Annotated in this window: 14 protein-coding genes; 1 reads left to right on the top strand and 13 read right to left on the bottom strand. The window is 63.1% G+C overall.

Annotated features, from left to right (window positions below; genetic code table 11):
* Positions 1–39: 39 nt before the first annotated feature.
* From argB to HY896_02035, 13 genes are all read right to left on the bottom strand, one after another.
* A complete protein-coding gene (argB, locus tag HY896_02095; GenBank protein ID MBI5575136.1) occupies positions 40–915 on the bottom strand; it encodes an acetylglutamate kinase in 876 nt (291 codons plus the stop codon).
* Positions 916–934: 19 nt separating this feature from the next.
* Positions 935–2320, bottom strand: a complete 1386-nt coding sequence (gene hslU, locus HY896_02090) for an ATP-dependent protease ATPase subunit HslU (protein ID MBI5575135.1) — start codon at positions 2318–2320, stop codon at positions 935–937.
* Complete coding sequence (gene hslV / locus HY896_02085) at positions 2317–2859, bottom strand: ATP-dependent protease subunit HslV (GenBank protein MBI5575134.1); 543 nt, start codon at positions 2857–2859, stop codon at positions 2317–2319. The genes hslU and hslV overlap by 4 nt, the downstream gene beginning before the upstream one ends.
* Complete coding sequence (locus HY896_02080) at positions 2856–3776, bottom strand: tyrosine recombinase XerC (GenBank protein ID MBI5575133.1); 921 nt, start codon at positions 3774–3776, stop codon at positions 2856–2858. The genes hslV and HY896_02080 overlap by 4 nt, the downstream gene beginning before the upstream one ends.
* Before the next feature lie 44 nt (positions 3777–3820).
* On the bottom strand, positions 3821–5173 hold the full coding sequence (trmFO, locus tag HY896_02075; protein MBI5575132.1) for a methylenetetrahydrofolate--tRNA-(uracil(54)-C(5))-methyltransferase (FADH(2)-oxidizing) TrmFO: 1353 nt from the start codon (positions 5171–5173) through the stop codon (positions 3821–3823).
* A complete protein-coding gene (locus HY896_02070) occupies positions 5145–6809 on the bottom strand; it encodes a PAS domain S-box protein (GenBank protein ID MBI5575131.1) in 1665 nt (554 codons plus the stop codon). The genes trmFO and HY896_02070 overlap by 29 nt, the downstream gene beginning before the upstream one ends.
* A gap of 3 nt (positions 6810–6812) precedes the next feature.
* Positions 6813–8024 (bottom strand): type II secretion system F family protein, encoded by a 1212-nt coding sequence (locus HY896_02065; GenBank protein MBI5575130.1) that lies wholly within the window; start codon positions 8022–8024, stop codon positions 6813–6815.
* 21 nt (positions 8025–8045) lie between these two features.
* Entirely contained in the window at positions 8046–9152 is a 1107-nt protein-coding gene (locus HY896_02060; GenBank protein ID MBI5575129.1) for a type IV pilus twitching motility protein PilT, read from the bottom strand.
* 14 nt (positions 9153–9166) lie between these two features.
* Positions 9167–10855 carry a type IV-A pilus assembly ATPase PilB gene (pilB, locus tag HY896_02055; protein ID MBI5575128.1) on the bottom strand — a complete coding sequence of 563 codons (1689 nt, stop codon included), beginning with the start codon at positions 10853–10855 and terminating at the stop codon, positions 9167–9169.
* A 63-nt stretch (positions 10856–10918) separates the two neighbouring features.
* On the bottom strand, positions 10919–11803 hold the full coding sequence (aroE, locus tag HY896_02050; protein MBI5575127.1) for a shikimate dehydrogenase: 885 nt from the start codon (positions 11801–11803) through the stop codon (positions 10919–10921).
* Positions 11800–12396: an HNH endonuclease gene (locus HY896_02045; protein MBI5575126.1), complete on the bottom strand. Its 597-nt coding sequence runs from the start codon at positions 12394–12396 to the stop codon at positions 11800–11802. The genes aroE and HY896_02045 overlap by 4 nt, the downstream gene beginning before the upstream one ends.
* A gap of 73 nt (positions 12397–12469) precedes the next feature.
* The gene (locus tag HY896_02040; protein MBI5575125.1) at positions 12470–13879 is read right to left on the bottom strand and encodes an L-seryl-tRNA(Sec) selenium transferase; all 1410 of its coding nucleotides are present in this window, start codon (positions 13877–13879) and stop codon (positions 12470–12472) included.
* Between the two features lie 21 nt (positions 13880–13900).
* The gene (locus HY896_02035; protein ID MBI5575124.1) at positions 13901–14557 is read right to left on the bottom strand and encodes a GntR family transcriptional regulator; all 657 of its coding nucleotides are present in this window, start codon (positions 14555–14557) and stop codon (positions 13901–13903) included.
* Between the two features lie 172 nt (positions 14558–14729).
* Here HY896_02035 and HY896_02030 point away from each other — a divergent pair, with 172 nt between their 5' ends.
* Positions 14730–15518, top strand: a complete 789-nt coding sequence (locus HY896_02030; protein ID MBI5575123.1) for a sugar phosphate isomerase/epimerase — start codon at positions 14730–14732, stop codon at positions 15516–15518.
* Positions 15519–15543: the final 25 nt, after the last annotated feature.

Genomic DNA, 15543 nt, shown 5'->3' with positions numbered 1-15543 from the left:
TCAATTCGACGACTTCTGCGTTGCCCACGGCGCTCCCCCTTACCCCGGCGCCCGGACGATCTCGGTGCCGATCCCCGCATCGGTGAATATTTCGAGCAGCACGCTGTGAGGGACCCGGCCGTCGAGGATATGCACCTTGTTCACGCCCTTCCGCAATGCGGTGAGGCCGCACTCCACCTTCGGTATCATCCCGCCGGTGATCAAGCCATCCCGGATGGAGGACGTCGCCTCTTCGGCCGTCATCGTGGAGATGCGCTCACCTTTGCGGTCGAGGACGCCGGGCACGTCCGTGAGGAGGATGAACTTCTCCGCGCGGACAGCGGCCGCCACTTCCGCGGCGGCGGTATCCCCGTTGATGTTGTACGCCTCGCCCTGCTCCCCGACGCCGATGGGCGCGATCACCGGCACGAAGCCGTCCCGCTCCAATCCTTTCAGGACATCGGGGTTCACCCCCGCGACCTCCCCCACCATCCCCAGGTCGAGCGGGTTGCCGTCGCGGCCGGGGGCGGCGTGTTTCCTTGCCCTGATCAATCCTCCGTCCTTCCCCGTGAGGCCGACCGCCTTCCCCCCGAACCTGTTTATGAGTGCGACGATCTTCTTGTTCACCGTACCCCCGAGCACCATTTCGACGATTTCCATCGCCTCGGGCGAGGTCACGCGAAGCCCCTCCCTGCGCTCGGAAGGGATGGACAGCATCGCAAGCATCCGGTCGATCTGCGGCCCCCCGCCGTGAACGACGACCGGCCGGATCCCCACGTATTGAAGGAGGACGACGTCCTCGGCGAACGAGGCCATACGGTCATCGCCCGCCATCGCCGCACCGCCGTACTTGACCACCACCGTTTTCCCGGAGAACTCCCGGATGTACGGCAGCGCCTCGATGAGCGTCTCCGCCTTCTGGATATATCCCTTCATCGTTTCTCCGATTCCCGAATCACAGTATGTACCGGCTCAGGTCGACGTCCTTCACGATTCCGGACAGTTTCTCGTCGACGTATTTTCTGCGCACGACGATCTCCCGCTCCCCGATCTCGGGCGCCGAGAATAGGAGATCTTCCAGGAGCTTCTCCATGATCGTGTAGAGGCGCCTTGCCCCGATGTTTTCCGTACGCTCGTTCACCTCGCAGGCCATTTCCGCGATCCGCTCCACCGCGTCCGGTGCGAACGACAGGCGCACGCCTTCGGTCCGCAGAAGCTCCGAGTACTGCCGCGTGAGGGCGCCGTGCGGCTCCGTGAGTATCCGCACGAAATCCTCCTTCGTAAGCGTTTCGAGCTCCACGCGGATCGGGAACCTTCCCTGCAGTTCCGGGATCAGGTCGGACGGCTTCGCGGTGTGGAAAGCCCCGGCCGCTATGAACAGGATGTGGTCCGTCCGGACCATCCCGTGCTTCGTGTTAACGTTCGACCCCTCGACGATGGGGAGCAGGTCCCTCTGCACCCCCTGCCGCGAGACATCCGGACCCGCCGTGGAATCCCTGCCCGCGATCTTGTCTATTTCGTCCAGAAACACGATGCCGGCCTGCTCCGTCCGCTCGACGGCCATCTGCTTCACACGGTCCATGTCCACCATGCGGGCGGCCTCTTCGTTTTCGAGGAAGGATAGCGCCTCCGGCACGCGCATCTTCTTCCTGCGAACCTTCTTGGGGAAGAGGTTCCCCAGCATCTCCTGGAGGTTGCCTTCCACCCCTTCCATTCCGCCTCCTCCGGAGATCCCGATGAGATCGATGGCGGGAAAGGCGCTCTCCCTCACATCCACCTCCACCGTTTTTTCCGAAAGCCTTCCATCCTTGAGCATCGCCCGAAGGCGTTCCCGGGACTCGTCCGGCCTGGGCTCGGCTTCCGGCGCCTGGCTCCCGGGAGCGCGGGCGGCAGGCCTTTGGGGAAGAAGAATGTCGAGGAGCCGCTCCTCGGCGCTCGCCCGGGCCTTTTCCGCAACCCTCCCCATTTCCTCGATCCGGACAAGATGCACCGCGATTTCCACCAGGTCGCGGATGATCGATTCCACGTCGCGGCCCACGTACCCGACTTCGGTGAACTTCGACGCCTCCACTTTGAGAAACGGTGCTTGCGCAAGCCTCGCAAGGCGCCGTGCGATCTCGGTCTTCCCCACGCCCGTCGGCCCGACCATGATGATGTTCTTCGGGGCGATCTCCTCCCTCAGTTCCTCGGACACCTGCATCCGGCGCCATCGGTTGCGCAACGCGATCGCGACCGCGCGCTTGGCCTTCTCCTGTCCGATGATGTGCCGCGACAGTTCCGCGACGATCTCCTTCGGGATCAGCGGGCGGCCGCCCCACGGCTCCTTCGCCCCGGGCGTCATGGCGCAGAGATCTCCTCGGCGGTCACGTTATCGTTCGTGTAGACGCAGATTTCCGAGGCGATGCGCAACGCCTCCCGTGCGATTTCCATGGCGGTAAGCCCGGTGTGCCGGAGCATCGCACGGGCCGCCGCCAGGGCGAACGGTCCGCCGGAACCCACGCCGATCACTCCGTCGTCCGGCTCGACCACGTCGCCGCTCCCCGAGAGAAGCATCAGTTCTTTCCCGTCAGTCACGACCATTATCGCGTCCAGCCGCCGAAGCACCCTGTCGGTTCTCCACTCTTTAGCCAGTTCCACCGCCGCCCTCCGGAGGTTGCCCCGGAATTCCGAGAGTTTTCCCTCGAACTTCTCGAACAGCGTTATCGCGTCCGCGGTCGCCCCGGCGAACCCGGCCAGCACCCGGTCCTCGTGAAGGCGGCGGATCTTCCGTGCGGTGTGCTTGAGGACGGTGCTTCCCAACGTCACCTGGCCGTCACCCGCCATGGCCACTTTCCCGTCCCGTGAAACCGCCACGATCGTCGTGCTGCGCATCCCGCTCAAGGCTTCCTCCCTACCCGCGAAAGCGGGTGCGCGGATTCGTAGGTCCGCAGCAGGTGGCTCACGTTGACCCTCGCGTAGCGCTGCGTCGTGGAGAGCGACGCGTGCCCAAGCATCTCCTGGATGGCCCTCAGGTCTGCGCCCGATTCGAGCAGATGGGTGGCGAACGAATGCCTCAGGCCGTGCGGCGACAGGTGCCTCTCCGAGGCCGCCCTTCGCAGCGCCCCCTCCAGGATCCGCGCTACGCTCCGCGCGGTCAGCGCTCCGCCGCGCAGGTTCCGGAAGAGAGGCGCGCCGCGCTCCGCCGAATACCCGCGGCCGGATGAATCAAGGTACGCCTTCAACGCGCCGGCCGCTTTTTCGCCCACGGGGACTATCCGCACTTTGCGCCCTTTTCCGGACACTCGGACCGTCCTTTCATCCAGGTTCACATCCTCCGCGCGAAGAGAGACAAGTTCACCAACCCGCAAACCTGAAGAATAAAGAAGCTCGATGATCGCCGCATCGCGGTCTTCCCGCTCGCCCCCCCGGGGAAGCGAACGCAGCAGGTCCATCATTTCGTCCACCGGCAGAAAATCGGGAAGCCGCATCTCCCTGCGGGGAGCGGTGAGTTCCGCCGCCGGGTTCCCGCCGATTTCTCCCTGTCCCATGAGAAAGGAGAAAAACGACCGTACGGCCGATATCTTCCGCGCCATCGTGGAAGATTTCCTTCCGGCGAAAGAAGCGGTGAAATACCGGCGCAGGTCCGCGGCGGTCACCGTTCTCCAGCCGCCCCACACGTCATCGGGATCCTTCCCCGCCGTCTCCCGGAGAAAGGACCGAAGCCCGGATACTTCGCGCAGATAGGCGCGCACCGTTTCGTCCGAAGCGTTCCGCTCCGACAGGAGAAACTGCGAGAACCGGCGAACCGCGGATCCCATTCGCGCCTACCGTCCCTTCCTTACCAAGAAAAAAAGGAAAAGATTTATGTAACACACAAAGGGTTAAATTTGAAGAAGCTCTTGCGGAAATCGGCGATTGCGGAGAGCGCCGCTTCGGCCTGCCTCGCCTTCCGTTCCCTTTTCTTTCCCAGAGAAGGCTCGGGGAGCAATCCGAAGTTGGCGTTCATGGGCTGAAACGCCCCCGCCCCGGGCGATGAGATATGCCGGAGGAGCGCACCGGTCATCGAGATACCGGGAAAGGGCACCGGATCGCGCCCTTCCGCCCTTTCCGCCGCGGACACCGCCGCGACTAAACCGGCGGCGATCGACTCGACGTATCCTTCCACTCCGGAAATCTGCCCCGCAAAGAAAAGCCCCGGCCGCTTTTTGCACTCGAGCCATGGATGGAGATGGCGCGGAGCGTCGATGAATGCGTTCCGGTGGACGGAGCCGTGCCGCAGGAATTTCGCCCGGGAAAGGCCGGGGATCATGGAGAACACCCTCTCCTGCTCGGGATAAGCCAGCCTGGTCTGGAATCCCACGAGATTGAGCATCGTCCCCGCCGCGTTTTCCTTGCGGAGCTGCACCACGGCGTATGGTGTCCTTCCGGTTCTGGGATCCCGGAGCCCCACGGGCCGCAGCGGTCCGTACAGCAGCGTTTCCGGCCCGCGGCGCGCCATTGTTTCGAGGGGCATGCAGGACTCGAAGTATCGCTCCTCCTCGAATTCCCTGGCTGGAACCGTGCGGGCGGCAAGCAGCTCGGCGAGGAAGGACTCGTACCGCTCGCGAGTCATCGGAAGGTTCAGATAATCCCCTTCTCCCGCGCCGTACCGGTCCGCGGTGAATGCCTCCTCCCGGTCGATAGTGGACGCGTCCACGATCGGCGAGATGGCGTCGTAGAAATAGCACCCGGCATCTCCGAGGAAGGAAGCCATGGACGCCGACAGCGCTTCCGAGGGAAGGGGGCCGCACGCGAGGATGACGATCGGCGCATCGGGTATCGACCGGGCCTCGGATGCCGTAAGGCGTATGCCGGTGCGGGTGCAGACCGCCTCCGTGACCATCCTGCCGAACATCTCGCGGTCCACCGCCAGCGCTTTCCCCGCCGGAACGCGCGCCCGCCGGGCAAGATGGATCAGGTTCGATCCCAATTCCAGCAGCTCCGCCTTCAGGAGCCCCTTGCCGGACGACTGCTCCTCGGAGCCCAGGGAATTGCTGCACACCAGCTCGCCGAACCACCCCGTCCGATGCGCCGCGGAGGAAACCGCCGGACGCATCTCGACCAGCTCCACCGGGATCCCCGCCGCGGAAAGGACCAGAGCGGCTTCGGAGCCCGCCAGCCCAGCCCCCACGACGACGACCGCTCCTTCAGACGGAGGAACCGCCGGTTTCCTCATCATTCGCCTTTTCGGGTAGAAACACGGAGAAGATGCTCCCGTGCCCGGGCTCGGAACGCACCTCGATGAATCCCCGGTGGATCTGGACGATTCTCTGCGATATCGCCAGGCCCAGTCCCGTTCCACCTTCCTTGGTCGTAAAGAAGGGGTTGAATATCTTTGCCGTGTGGGAGGGATCGATCCCCTTGCCGGTGTCGCTTACAGTCGTCACGGCGTACCGTTCCCCGTGCCGGACCTGGGGGAACAGGTCCAGACGCACATGCCCTCCTGCGGGTGTGGCCTGCACGGCGTTCCTCACGAGGTTCCACAGCACCTGTTTGAGCTGCTCGGCGTCTCCGTCGACTAACAGGTCACGGTTGCAGAGGTTCTCCACGGCCACTCCCTTTTCCCGCGCGTCTCCGGTCCTGACGGCTTCGGCTACGTCGCCTATCATGTCCGATATATTAACAGTACCTATGTTGCGCAGCGAGGGGCCGGTGTATGCGAGGAAATCGGAAATGAGGCCGTTCAGCCGCATGCTTTCCCGCTCGATGATGCCCAGGAGCGTGCGGGAATCGTCGGTAAGTTCGGGCGATTCGCGCAGCATCTGCGAGGACCCGGCGATCGACGCGAGGGGGTTCCGGATCTCATGGGCAAGGCCGGCGGCCAGCTCTCCGACGCCCGCAAGCCTGTCGGATATGCGGATCCGCTCCTCCATCTGCTTCACCGGCGTCAGGTCCTGGAAGATCACGACGCGGCCGATCACCCCGCCCTCCGCGTCCTTGAGGGGAGAGGAGGAAAATCCCAGAAATATTTCCGAGCCGTCCGGCCGCCGGAAGGATATCTCGGGACGCGGCAATCGCGACTCGCCGCGCGGATCCGCGAGCTCCAATCCGGACAGGACCTCCTCGACGCGCTTGCCGCGTGCCTCCGCCCGGCTGACGCCCAGGATGCCGCACGCCATGTCGTTCATGAGGTTCACCCTTCCCCTGGTGTCCGCCGTCAGGATGCCGGAGGGGATGTTCTCGATCACGTGCTTGTGAAACGACTCCAGTTTCTGCAGATCGTCTTCACGGGCTATTACGCGCTGTCTCGTCCTGCGGATGTCCTCTCCCAGCAGGCCGGAGAGCAGCCCTGTCAGCAGGAATCCGATGGAATTCGTAAGGGAGGTGCGGATGAACTGCGCCCATGCGAGATGCACGGTCTCGACGCCGGGAGGCGTCAGGATCCCCTGCTTTTGCAGGTACAGCATCGACACGTAGGATACGGCCGAGAGAACGGCCCAGACCATCGCTCCCTTGAGAAAAAGCTCGAAGCTTCCCAGGAGGATGACGACGACGTACATGAAGGCGAAGACGCTGTCGTAGAGCCCGGTGGCGAAGACGATGACGGACACGAACGCCACGTCCACCGCGGCTTGCACCACAGATACCGCGGCCGTCGGATCGGAGCTTCCCCAAAGCGCGAACCGGAGGAGGAGCCAGCCGTAGGAAAGGACCACGGCGGCGTACAGGTACTTGAACCCGCCCGCGAGGATGAGCTCCGGCTCCTGGAAATGGACCGAAACCACCGACGCCAGGAGCGCGAAGGTGATCCCGGTGCGCACCAGAAGGAGGTTGCGCCCCCCCGCCGCCGCCTCCCGCCGACTCTCCGCCAATCTTTATCCGCCGACGACGCCTGCCAGCTTGAAGATCGGCAGGTACATCGCAACGACGAGGCCCCCGATGACGACCCCGAGGAAGACCATGAGGAGCGGCTCGAGGAGGGAGGTAAGGGCGTCAACGGCCATGTCCACCTCTTCGTCGTAGAACTCCGCGATCTTGTTCAGCATGGTGTCGAGAGCGCCGGTCGCCTCTCCGACGGACACCATTTGCGTCACCATCGCGGGGAAAACCTTGCTGTCGGCCAGGGGCTCGGCGATCGTCTTTCCTTCGCTGATGCTCATCCTCGCCTTGAGGATAGCTTCCTCGATGATCCGGTTGCCCGCCGACTTCGCGACGATGTCCATGCTTTCCAGGATGGGGACGCCGCTGCTCACCATCGTCCCCAGGGTGCGCGCAAACCGGGCGACCGCAATCTTACGGAGGAGGGGGCCCACGATCGGCAGCCGCAGGAAGAGCCGGTCGATGTTCCGGCGCCCGTTTTCGGTGTTGCGGTACCAGCGCAGGGCGACGACGGCCAAAGCCACGAAGATGACGGCCACGAAAAAGTATTTACGGGTCGCTTCGCTCATTGCGAGGACCATCTGCGTGGGAGCCGGAAGCGCCTGTCCGAAATCCTGGAACATCTTTCCGAAGATCGGAATGACGTACACAAGGAGCACCACGGTGACGACGACCGCCACGGCGACGATTGTGGCCGGGTATACCATCGCGCCCTTGATCTTCTTTGCGAGCCGCAGCGCCTTCTCGATGTGGGCCGCAAGCCGCGAGAGGATCGTGTCGAGGATCCCGCCGACCTCCCCCGCCTGGACCAGGTTGATGAAAAGCTCGTCGAAGGTCTTCGGGTGCTTCGCAAGGGCGTCGGCGAATGTCGACCCGCTCTCCACGTCCTCCTTCGCCTTCATGATGATCTTCTTGAACGTCTGATTTTCCTGCTGCATGCCGAGGATGTCGAGGCACTGGACGAGGGGAAGGCCCGCGTCGATCATCGTGGCGAATTGGCGGGTGAAGATGGCAAGCTCCCGCTGAGTGACCTTGCCTCCGAATCCCGGCATCCGGAAACGAAGATCCGCGCCTTTCGGCTTCACCTTGACGGGAACTACCTGCTGCCTGCGAAGCTGGGCAAGGACGAACGCCTCGTTGGGCGCCTCGATTTCCCCCGTCAGGGTACGCCCCGCCTTGGTTTTTCCTTCCCAGACGAATTTCGGCATCGTATCCTCCGTGGCCCTCGGTTACACCTGCGTCCTGCGACCCGCCCCCTGCGACGCCGCATTCTGCGCGGCGGTCAGGAGATTGCGGAACTCGTCGGGATCGGAACTCCTGCCGACGGCGTCCTCCAGCGTGATGTCGCGCCGGAGATACGCGGCGAGCAGCGACTGGTTCATCGTCTGCATCCCGAACTTGGCCTGCCCCACCTGCATCTGGGAGTAGATCTGGTGGATCTTCTCCTCGCGGATCAGGTTACGGATGGCCGGATTGGGGATCATGATCTCGAGGCAAAGCGCCCGCCCGGTCCCCGAAGCCTTGGGTATGAGGATCTGCGATACCACTCCCTCGAGGACGAACGACAGCTGCGCCCTCACCTGCGGCTGCTGGTACGGGGGGAACACGTCGAGGATGCGGTTTATCGTCTGGACGCATGAATTCGTGTGAAGCGTGGCGAAGACCAGGTGTCCCGTTTCCGCCACCGTCAGCGCCGCCTCGATCGTCTCCAGGTCCCTCATCTCACCGATGAGCACGATGTCCGGATCCTGCCGCAATATGTGCTTCAGGGCCTTTTTGAACGTCTGCGTGTCCGCGTTCACTTCCCGCTGGTTGACAAGGCACTTCTTGTGCGGATGAAGGTATTCGATCGGATCCTCGATGGTGACGATGTGTTCCTGCCGCTCCATGTTGACCTTGTCGATCATCGCAGCCAGCGTCGTCGACTTGCCGGATCCGGTGGGCCCCGTCACCAGCAGCAGGCCCCTCGGCTTCTTGCACAGCTCCTTCAGGACGTTCGGGAGCCCCAGCTCGTCGAACGAGCGGACGCGGAACGGGATGGTCCTGAAGGCGCCGGCGACGGCCCCCCGCTGCAAGTAGATATTGGCGCGGAAGCGGCTCATCCCCTTCACTCCGAAGGAAAGATCGAGCTCCTTCTCCTCCTCGAAACGCTGCTTCTGCGCCTCGGTGAGGATGCTGTAGCAAAGCCGCTTGGTGTCCGGCGGTGTAAGCGGCTCGGCCGGCAGCGGGATCAGCCGTCCGTCCACGCGTATGGTGGGGGCGATCCCCGTGGTGATGTGCAGGTCGGAAGCGCCCTTCTCGTACATGACGCTCAGCATCTCATGCATCGATACCATGGCCGTCTTCCTCCTTAGTCGGCGGCGGTCACCCGCAGCACTTCCTCCAGCGTCGTGACCCCCTCCTCGACCTTCGAAAGCCCCGCCTGGCGGAGCGTCTTCATCCCGAGCCTTATCGCTTCCCGCTTGACCTCGATCGCCGATCCTCCCCGCAGAATGAGATCCTTCAGTTCCTCCTTGACCGGCATCGCTTCATACAGGGCGACCCGCCCACGGAAACCCGTTCCGTTGCATTCGTCGCATCCCCTGCCACGCGCCGGACGGGCCTGCCTGATCCGTTCGGGTTTCATGCCGGCGTCCACAAGCGCCTTCGGAAGGATCTTCACCTCTTCCTTGCAGTTTCCGCAGACCCGCCGGGCCAACCGCTGCGCCAGTATGAGGTTGAGGGATGAAGACACGAGGAACGGCTCGATTCCCATGTTGAGCAGCCTGGTGACGGTGCTGGGCGCGTCGTTGGTGTGCAGCGTCGAAAGGACCAGGTGGCCCGTGAGGGCCGCCTTGACGGCGATCTCCGCCGTCTCGTAGTCGCGGATTTCGCCCACCATGATGATGTCCGGGTCCTGCCGCAGGAACGAACGGAGCGCCGCGGCGAACGTGAGCCCGATCTCCTCCTTTATCTGCACCTGGTTGATCCCCGCGAAGTTGTATTCAACGGGGTCCTCGCAGGTGGAGATGTTGTCGGTGGTCTTGTTCAGCTCCGACAGGGCGGAATAGAGGGTCGTAGTCTTGCCCGACCCGGTGGGACCGGTGACGAGGATCATTCCGTACGGGCGATGTATGGCTTCCTGGAAATCGTTCAGCGCCTCCTGTTCGAAGCCGAGCTTCGTCATGTCGAGCTGAAGGCTGGATTTGTCGAGGAGGCGGAGCACCGTCTTTTCGCCGTAGATCGTGGGCAGAACCGAAACGCGGTAATCCATCTCCCTGCCCTTCCCGACCTTGAGCTTGATCCTTCCGTCCTGGGGAAGCCTGCGCTCCGCGATGTCGAGGCTCGACATGATCTTGAGGCGGGAGACCAGGGCGTTGCGCAGCTTGATGGGAGGCCGCATCACCTCGTAGAGGACGCCGTCGACCCGGTAGCGGATCCGGAATTCCTTTTCGTAAGGCTCGATGTGGATGTCCGAGGCGCGGCGCTTGATCGCGTCGGTGAGCACGAAATTTGCGAGCTTTACGACCGGCGCGTCGTCGACCCGGCTCTCCTGCTCGATGGCGTCGAGCTCTTCCTCGCGAACGACCTCCAGGTCCTCGTCCAGTTCCGAGATGATGTCCTTGAACTCGAGCGACTGGTCGAAATATTTGTTGATCGCGTTTGTGATGTCCTTCTCGGAGGCGAGCACCAGCTCCACAGCGTAGCCGGTCTTGAACCCGATGGCGTCGATGATCGCCATGTTCGAGGGATCGGCCACGGCGACGATAAGCTTCGCGCCGACCCGGTTGATCGGGAGGGCGAGGTGCTTCTGGACCAGGTCCTCGGGAAGGAGGCGGACCACTTCGGAATTTATTTCGTATTTGGAAAGGTCGATGACGGGGACGTTGAACTGACGGCCGAGAAAGGACAGGAGATCCTCTTCCCTGATGGACCCGGACTTGACGAGGATCGCGCCGATCCGTTCCTTCGTCTTCTTCTGGGTCTCCAGGGCGCTTCTCAATTGTTCCGGGGTGATGATGTTGCCCCTGAGAAGCATTTCCCCGATCTTGGCCGCCATTACAGACATAAAAAAGTCACCAAACAGAGCTATAATTTACATCATATTTAAGCATAATTTTATTCATTCGGCCTCAAGGGTTTTCCGCGCGACGGCCAGAAAGTCCTTCCCGGGGACCCTTTTGCCCGTCCAGATGAAAAAACTTCTCGCCGCCTGGTGCGCCAGCATCGCCAGGCCGTCGATCGCTGAAATCCCCCGCTTTTTCAAGCGGCGAACGAGCGTCGTGCCGCCCCTCCGGTAAATTATATCGGCAAATCTGCAGCCTTTCTCTACTCCTTCCAGGGGAAATTGTTCCCATTCGCTGCGCAGCCCCAATGAGGTGCATTGGACGATCAAGTCCGTCCCCTGGAATTCCTTAACCATTTTAGCAGGTTTCAGTTCTCCGAACGAAAACGCCGTTCCCGTGAAGCGCCGGGAAAGCGCCGCGGCGATTTCCTCGCCCCTCGATGGATGGCGGTTCAGAATCGAAACCTCCCTTGCGCCGTTGCGGCATAACTCGTAGGCTATCCCTTTAGCCGATCCTCCAGCTCCCAATATCACCACCCTCCCGAAGCGCCTCCCCCATCCCTCGCCCGCCGTCGCGTCCAGGAATCCCCGTCCGTCGGTGTTGTCCGCGAAAAGCCTGCCGCCCTTTACACGGATAACGTTCGCGGCGCCGCACGCCTCCACCGCATCGGACCGCTCGTCGGCAAGGGACGCAGCCTCTTCCTTGTGCGGAATCGTTATGTTCCCTCCCAGGAAATTCCCCGCCCGGATGACCCGGAGGAAATCCGCCATAAGCCCCGGGGGGATGTCGAAGCCGATGTATCGCAACGGGAGGCCGAGCCGCCGGATGGCGGCATTGTGCATCGCGGGGCTTAACGAGTGGGAGACGGGATGGCCTGCTATGAATAAGAGGGTTTCCACCCTGGTCCTGGCCTGCCCTCCCGCCCGCGCTTGACGGCTCACCTTTCGAGTTCGAGGTTCCAGTACGTGAAGTCCACGAGGTTCAGGAAGGGCAGCCATTCACGGTGGACCGGCCCCCGGAGGGAAAAGGCGTATTCCGGCGTCCATCGGGGGCGTGCGGGACGGGCGATCGTCCGCAGCCCTGCCTCTTCCGGCAACATGCCTCCCTTTTTCTTGTTGCACGGGAGGCAGCTGCAGACTATGTTTTCCCACGTGGTATTCCCGCCCCGGGACCTCGGGATGACATGGTCCAGGTTCAGATCGCTCCTCGGATGCGCCTTCCCGCAATATTGGCAAGTGTTCCGGTCCCTTACGAAAATGTTGTGCCTGCTGAAACGCACGGTTCGCTTGGGAACACGGTCGTAGGCCACCAGCACGACGACCCTCGGGACCCTGATCACTCTTCCCACAAGGCCCACGGCCTCGTCGTGCGCGTGGACGGACAGCTCGCTCCACGACTGGAAATCGAACATTTCATACTGAGAATTGATAGCGCGCGCTAGCCCGGAATAGAGAAGGCAGAACGCCCTGCGGACATTCGTGACATGGACAGGGAAAAAGGCCCGGTTGAGGACCAGCACGCCGGTGTTCAGCATGTTCTTTTATACACTGCGGGGGCGGCTCCCTTCAACTGGGAACTTGGGCCGCATTTTTCATGGCCTGTATTTTTCACCGGGCATCTGCCGCGGCGGCGAGGAGGGCGGCGGCGAGAACGGCGACCTCTCCGTCGCGGACCGTGCGCATGTCGAGGAGGAGTTTTCCCTTGCCGATGCGCGCCACGACCGGCGGATTTCCGCGCCGGAGCCTTTCCTCCAGTTCCTCGACCCGGACCGTGGCATGTTCCACCGCCACGCATGCCGTCGGGATCCCGATATCGGGCATCGCGCCTCCGCCCGGGGAGGAATCCGCCCGGACGACCTCCAGCTTCAGGCCTGCGCCGCCCCCCTTGCCGATCCTTCGAACGAACCTGCGCGCCCGCGCACGGACGGCCCCTTCACCTTCAGTAAGCATAGACAGCACCGGCACGCGTACCGCCGCCCTGCGTTCGTCGGCATAAAGCGAAAGCGTGGCGGCAAGCGCCGCAAGGCAAAGCTTGTCGATTCGAAGCGCGCGGGACAGGGGGTGCTTTTTCAGTGGCTCGACCAGGGCTTTCCTCCCCGCGATGATCCCAGCCTGGGGCCCGCCCAGAAGCTTGTCGCCGCTCACGGTCACTATGCCGGGTCCCTGCGAAAGCGCCTGCCGGATCGTCGGCGTACCGGGGATGCCCGCCGCGGAAAAATCGAAGACGGCGCCCGATCCCAGGTCCTCCATCACGGGAATCCCCAGTCGGTCCCCCAGGGAAGAGAGGGCGGCGGGAGAAACTTCCTCGGTGAACCCCGATACGCTGAAATTTGACCGGTGGACCTTCAGAAGCAGAGCCGTCCGCGACGTGACCGCCTTTTCGTAATCCTCGAGCCGTGTGCGGTTGGTCGTCCCCACTTCGACGAGGGACGCTCCGCTCTCGGCCATGATGTCCGGGATCCGGAACGAGCCGCCTATTTCCACCAACTCACCCCGGCTTACGAGGACATCACGTCCCCTGGCCAGCCCCGCAAGGCATAGGAGCACCGCGGCCGCGTTGTTGTTCACGACGTGCGCCGACTCCGCTCCCGTGAGGCCGAGGATCAGGCGTTCGAGATGGACAAGCCGCGAGGAACGTGCGCCGGCCGCAAGATCGTACTCGAGGTTCGAATACCCCCGGGCGGCGAGGGAAACCGCGCGGATCGCCTCCTCCGGCAGGGGAGCCCTTCCGAGATTGGTGTGTATGACGACGCCGGTCGCGTTGATCACGCTCCGCAGCGACGGCTCTTCGGCGGCGGCGATCTCCACCGGCAGGCGGGACAGGACAATGGCAGTCCACTCCTCCCGGCTGCGGGGCTGCGCGGCGGAAGACGCCTCCTGACGCAGGGAGGAAAGAATCCTCCTGACGGCGTCAAGGACGACGTCGCGCGGGACTTTTTCGAGGTGCTCCCGGATCTCCCGGATTTCCAGAAGGGAAGCGACGGAAGGAATACTGCGCAATCGGTCCGGATCGGGCATCTTTTATACAGGCGCCCCGGCCTACTCCTTTTCCAGTTCCTGGAGCAGGATCTTCTTTCCGTACTGGGCGTTCTTTATCACCAGGGACTCGGCGAGCTCGGGGTTCCGCTTACGGAAAGCCTCGATGATTTCCTTGTGCTGCCTGATTATCCCCTCGATCTTCCCCCGCATGGCGAGGATCAGGCGGAACCTCTGGAATTGCATCACGAGGTTCTGGACGATCGCATGAAGCCTTTCGTTGCCGCATGCATTGAGGAAGACGTCATGGAAATCGTTGTGGAGGAGAAGCACCTTGCGAAGGTCCTTTTTCCCGGCCGCCGCCTCGATCTGCCGGTTCAGCGATTCCATCCGGTTCAGGTCCTTCTCGGTGAGGGTTTTCGCGGCAAGGCGCGCCGCGTATCCTTCGAGCACCATCTTCAGGTCGTAGAAATCGGAAATGTCCTTCGCCGAGATGGATGCGACGACTGCCCCCTTCCTGGGAACTACCGTGATGAATCCCTCCGACTCGAGCTGGCGGAACGCTTCGCGTATCGGCGTACGGCTGATCCCGAAGCGGTCGGCAAGGTCGGGTTCGGCGACCCGGGTGCCGGCCGGAATCTGGCCGTTTACTATCGCGCTGCGGACCGTCTCCACGATCTTTTCCCGGAGGGTCATGTGATTGTCTATCTGGATCTTCAGCTTTTGCAGCAAAGGGATGTCTCCTCGTCGTAACGGATTGCACGTTACTGTATGCAGTATACAAAAACATGTCAAGGCATTTCAAACAGGCGTTTCATATCCGAGCCTCCCCGGAGAAGTCCTGCCGCCTGCGGGGTTGCTCCTCCCCCGGCGATGGGGTATCTTCGGGGCCATGGAATGGACTGTACACGCAACGGTCCCCTACCCGATGTTGCTTTCCCCGGAGACAGCCCCCCTCCTCGCGGCCGGCGGCGTGGGGCCCGAGATCTACTTCTCCGGGAAGACGCTCGACTCGCTTGCGGAGGGAGAAGCGGAAAAGGCGGCGGGCAAGTTGCGCGACGCCGGCGTAAATAGCGCAACGTTCCATGCTCCGTTCGAGGAGGTATGGCCGGGCGCGCGCGACGAAGCCGCCCGCGGCCACGCGGTGCGCCGCCTCAAGCAGGCCGTGTCCCTGGCGCCTGTCTTCCGCCCCCTGGGGATCGTGATGCACGCGGGGTATTTCGGATGGCTTTACGATTTCGATCCCGACAAATGGTTCGAACCGGCCTTGCGGACTTTCGGCGAAGTCGTCGACGCCGCCGAGAAGGCCGGAGTCGACCTCTTCCTGGAGAACGTCTTCGACGAGGTGCCGGATCACCTGCTCAGGCTGCGGCACGCGCTCGGCTCGAAGCGGATCGGCTTCTGCTGCGACGCGGGACATGCGGCGCTCTTTTCCGGGCTCCCGGTGAACAAGTGGCTGGAGGCGTTCGGAGCCGGCACGAGGGAGCTGCACCTGCACGACAACCGGGGGCTGCGCGACGATCACCTGCCGGTCGGGGAAGGATCGATCAATTTCCGGGGGGTGCTGAACGCGGCGCTTGACGCGGGATCCGCCCCCATCCTGACGCTGGAGCCGCACCGAATCGAGCATTTCCACCGCGGGCTCGCCGCGCTCCGGGGGCTGCTCGCGGAGCTGCCCTGAATCCCCTCCAAGCGGGAAATGCGGG

The organism is Deltaproteobacteria bacterium, assembly GCA_016218975.1.
In the GTDB taxonomy this organism is placed as follows: Bacteria; Desulfobacterota; Deferrimicrobia; order Deferrimicrobiales; family Deferrimicrobiaceae; genus JAENIX01.
Note: the sequence above shows the minus strand (reverse complement) of the source record. Positions and strands in the feature narration are given on the sequence as shown.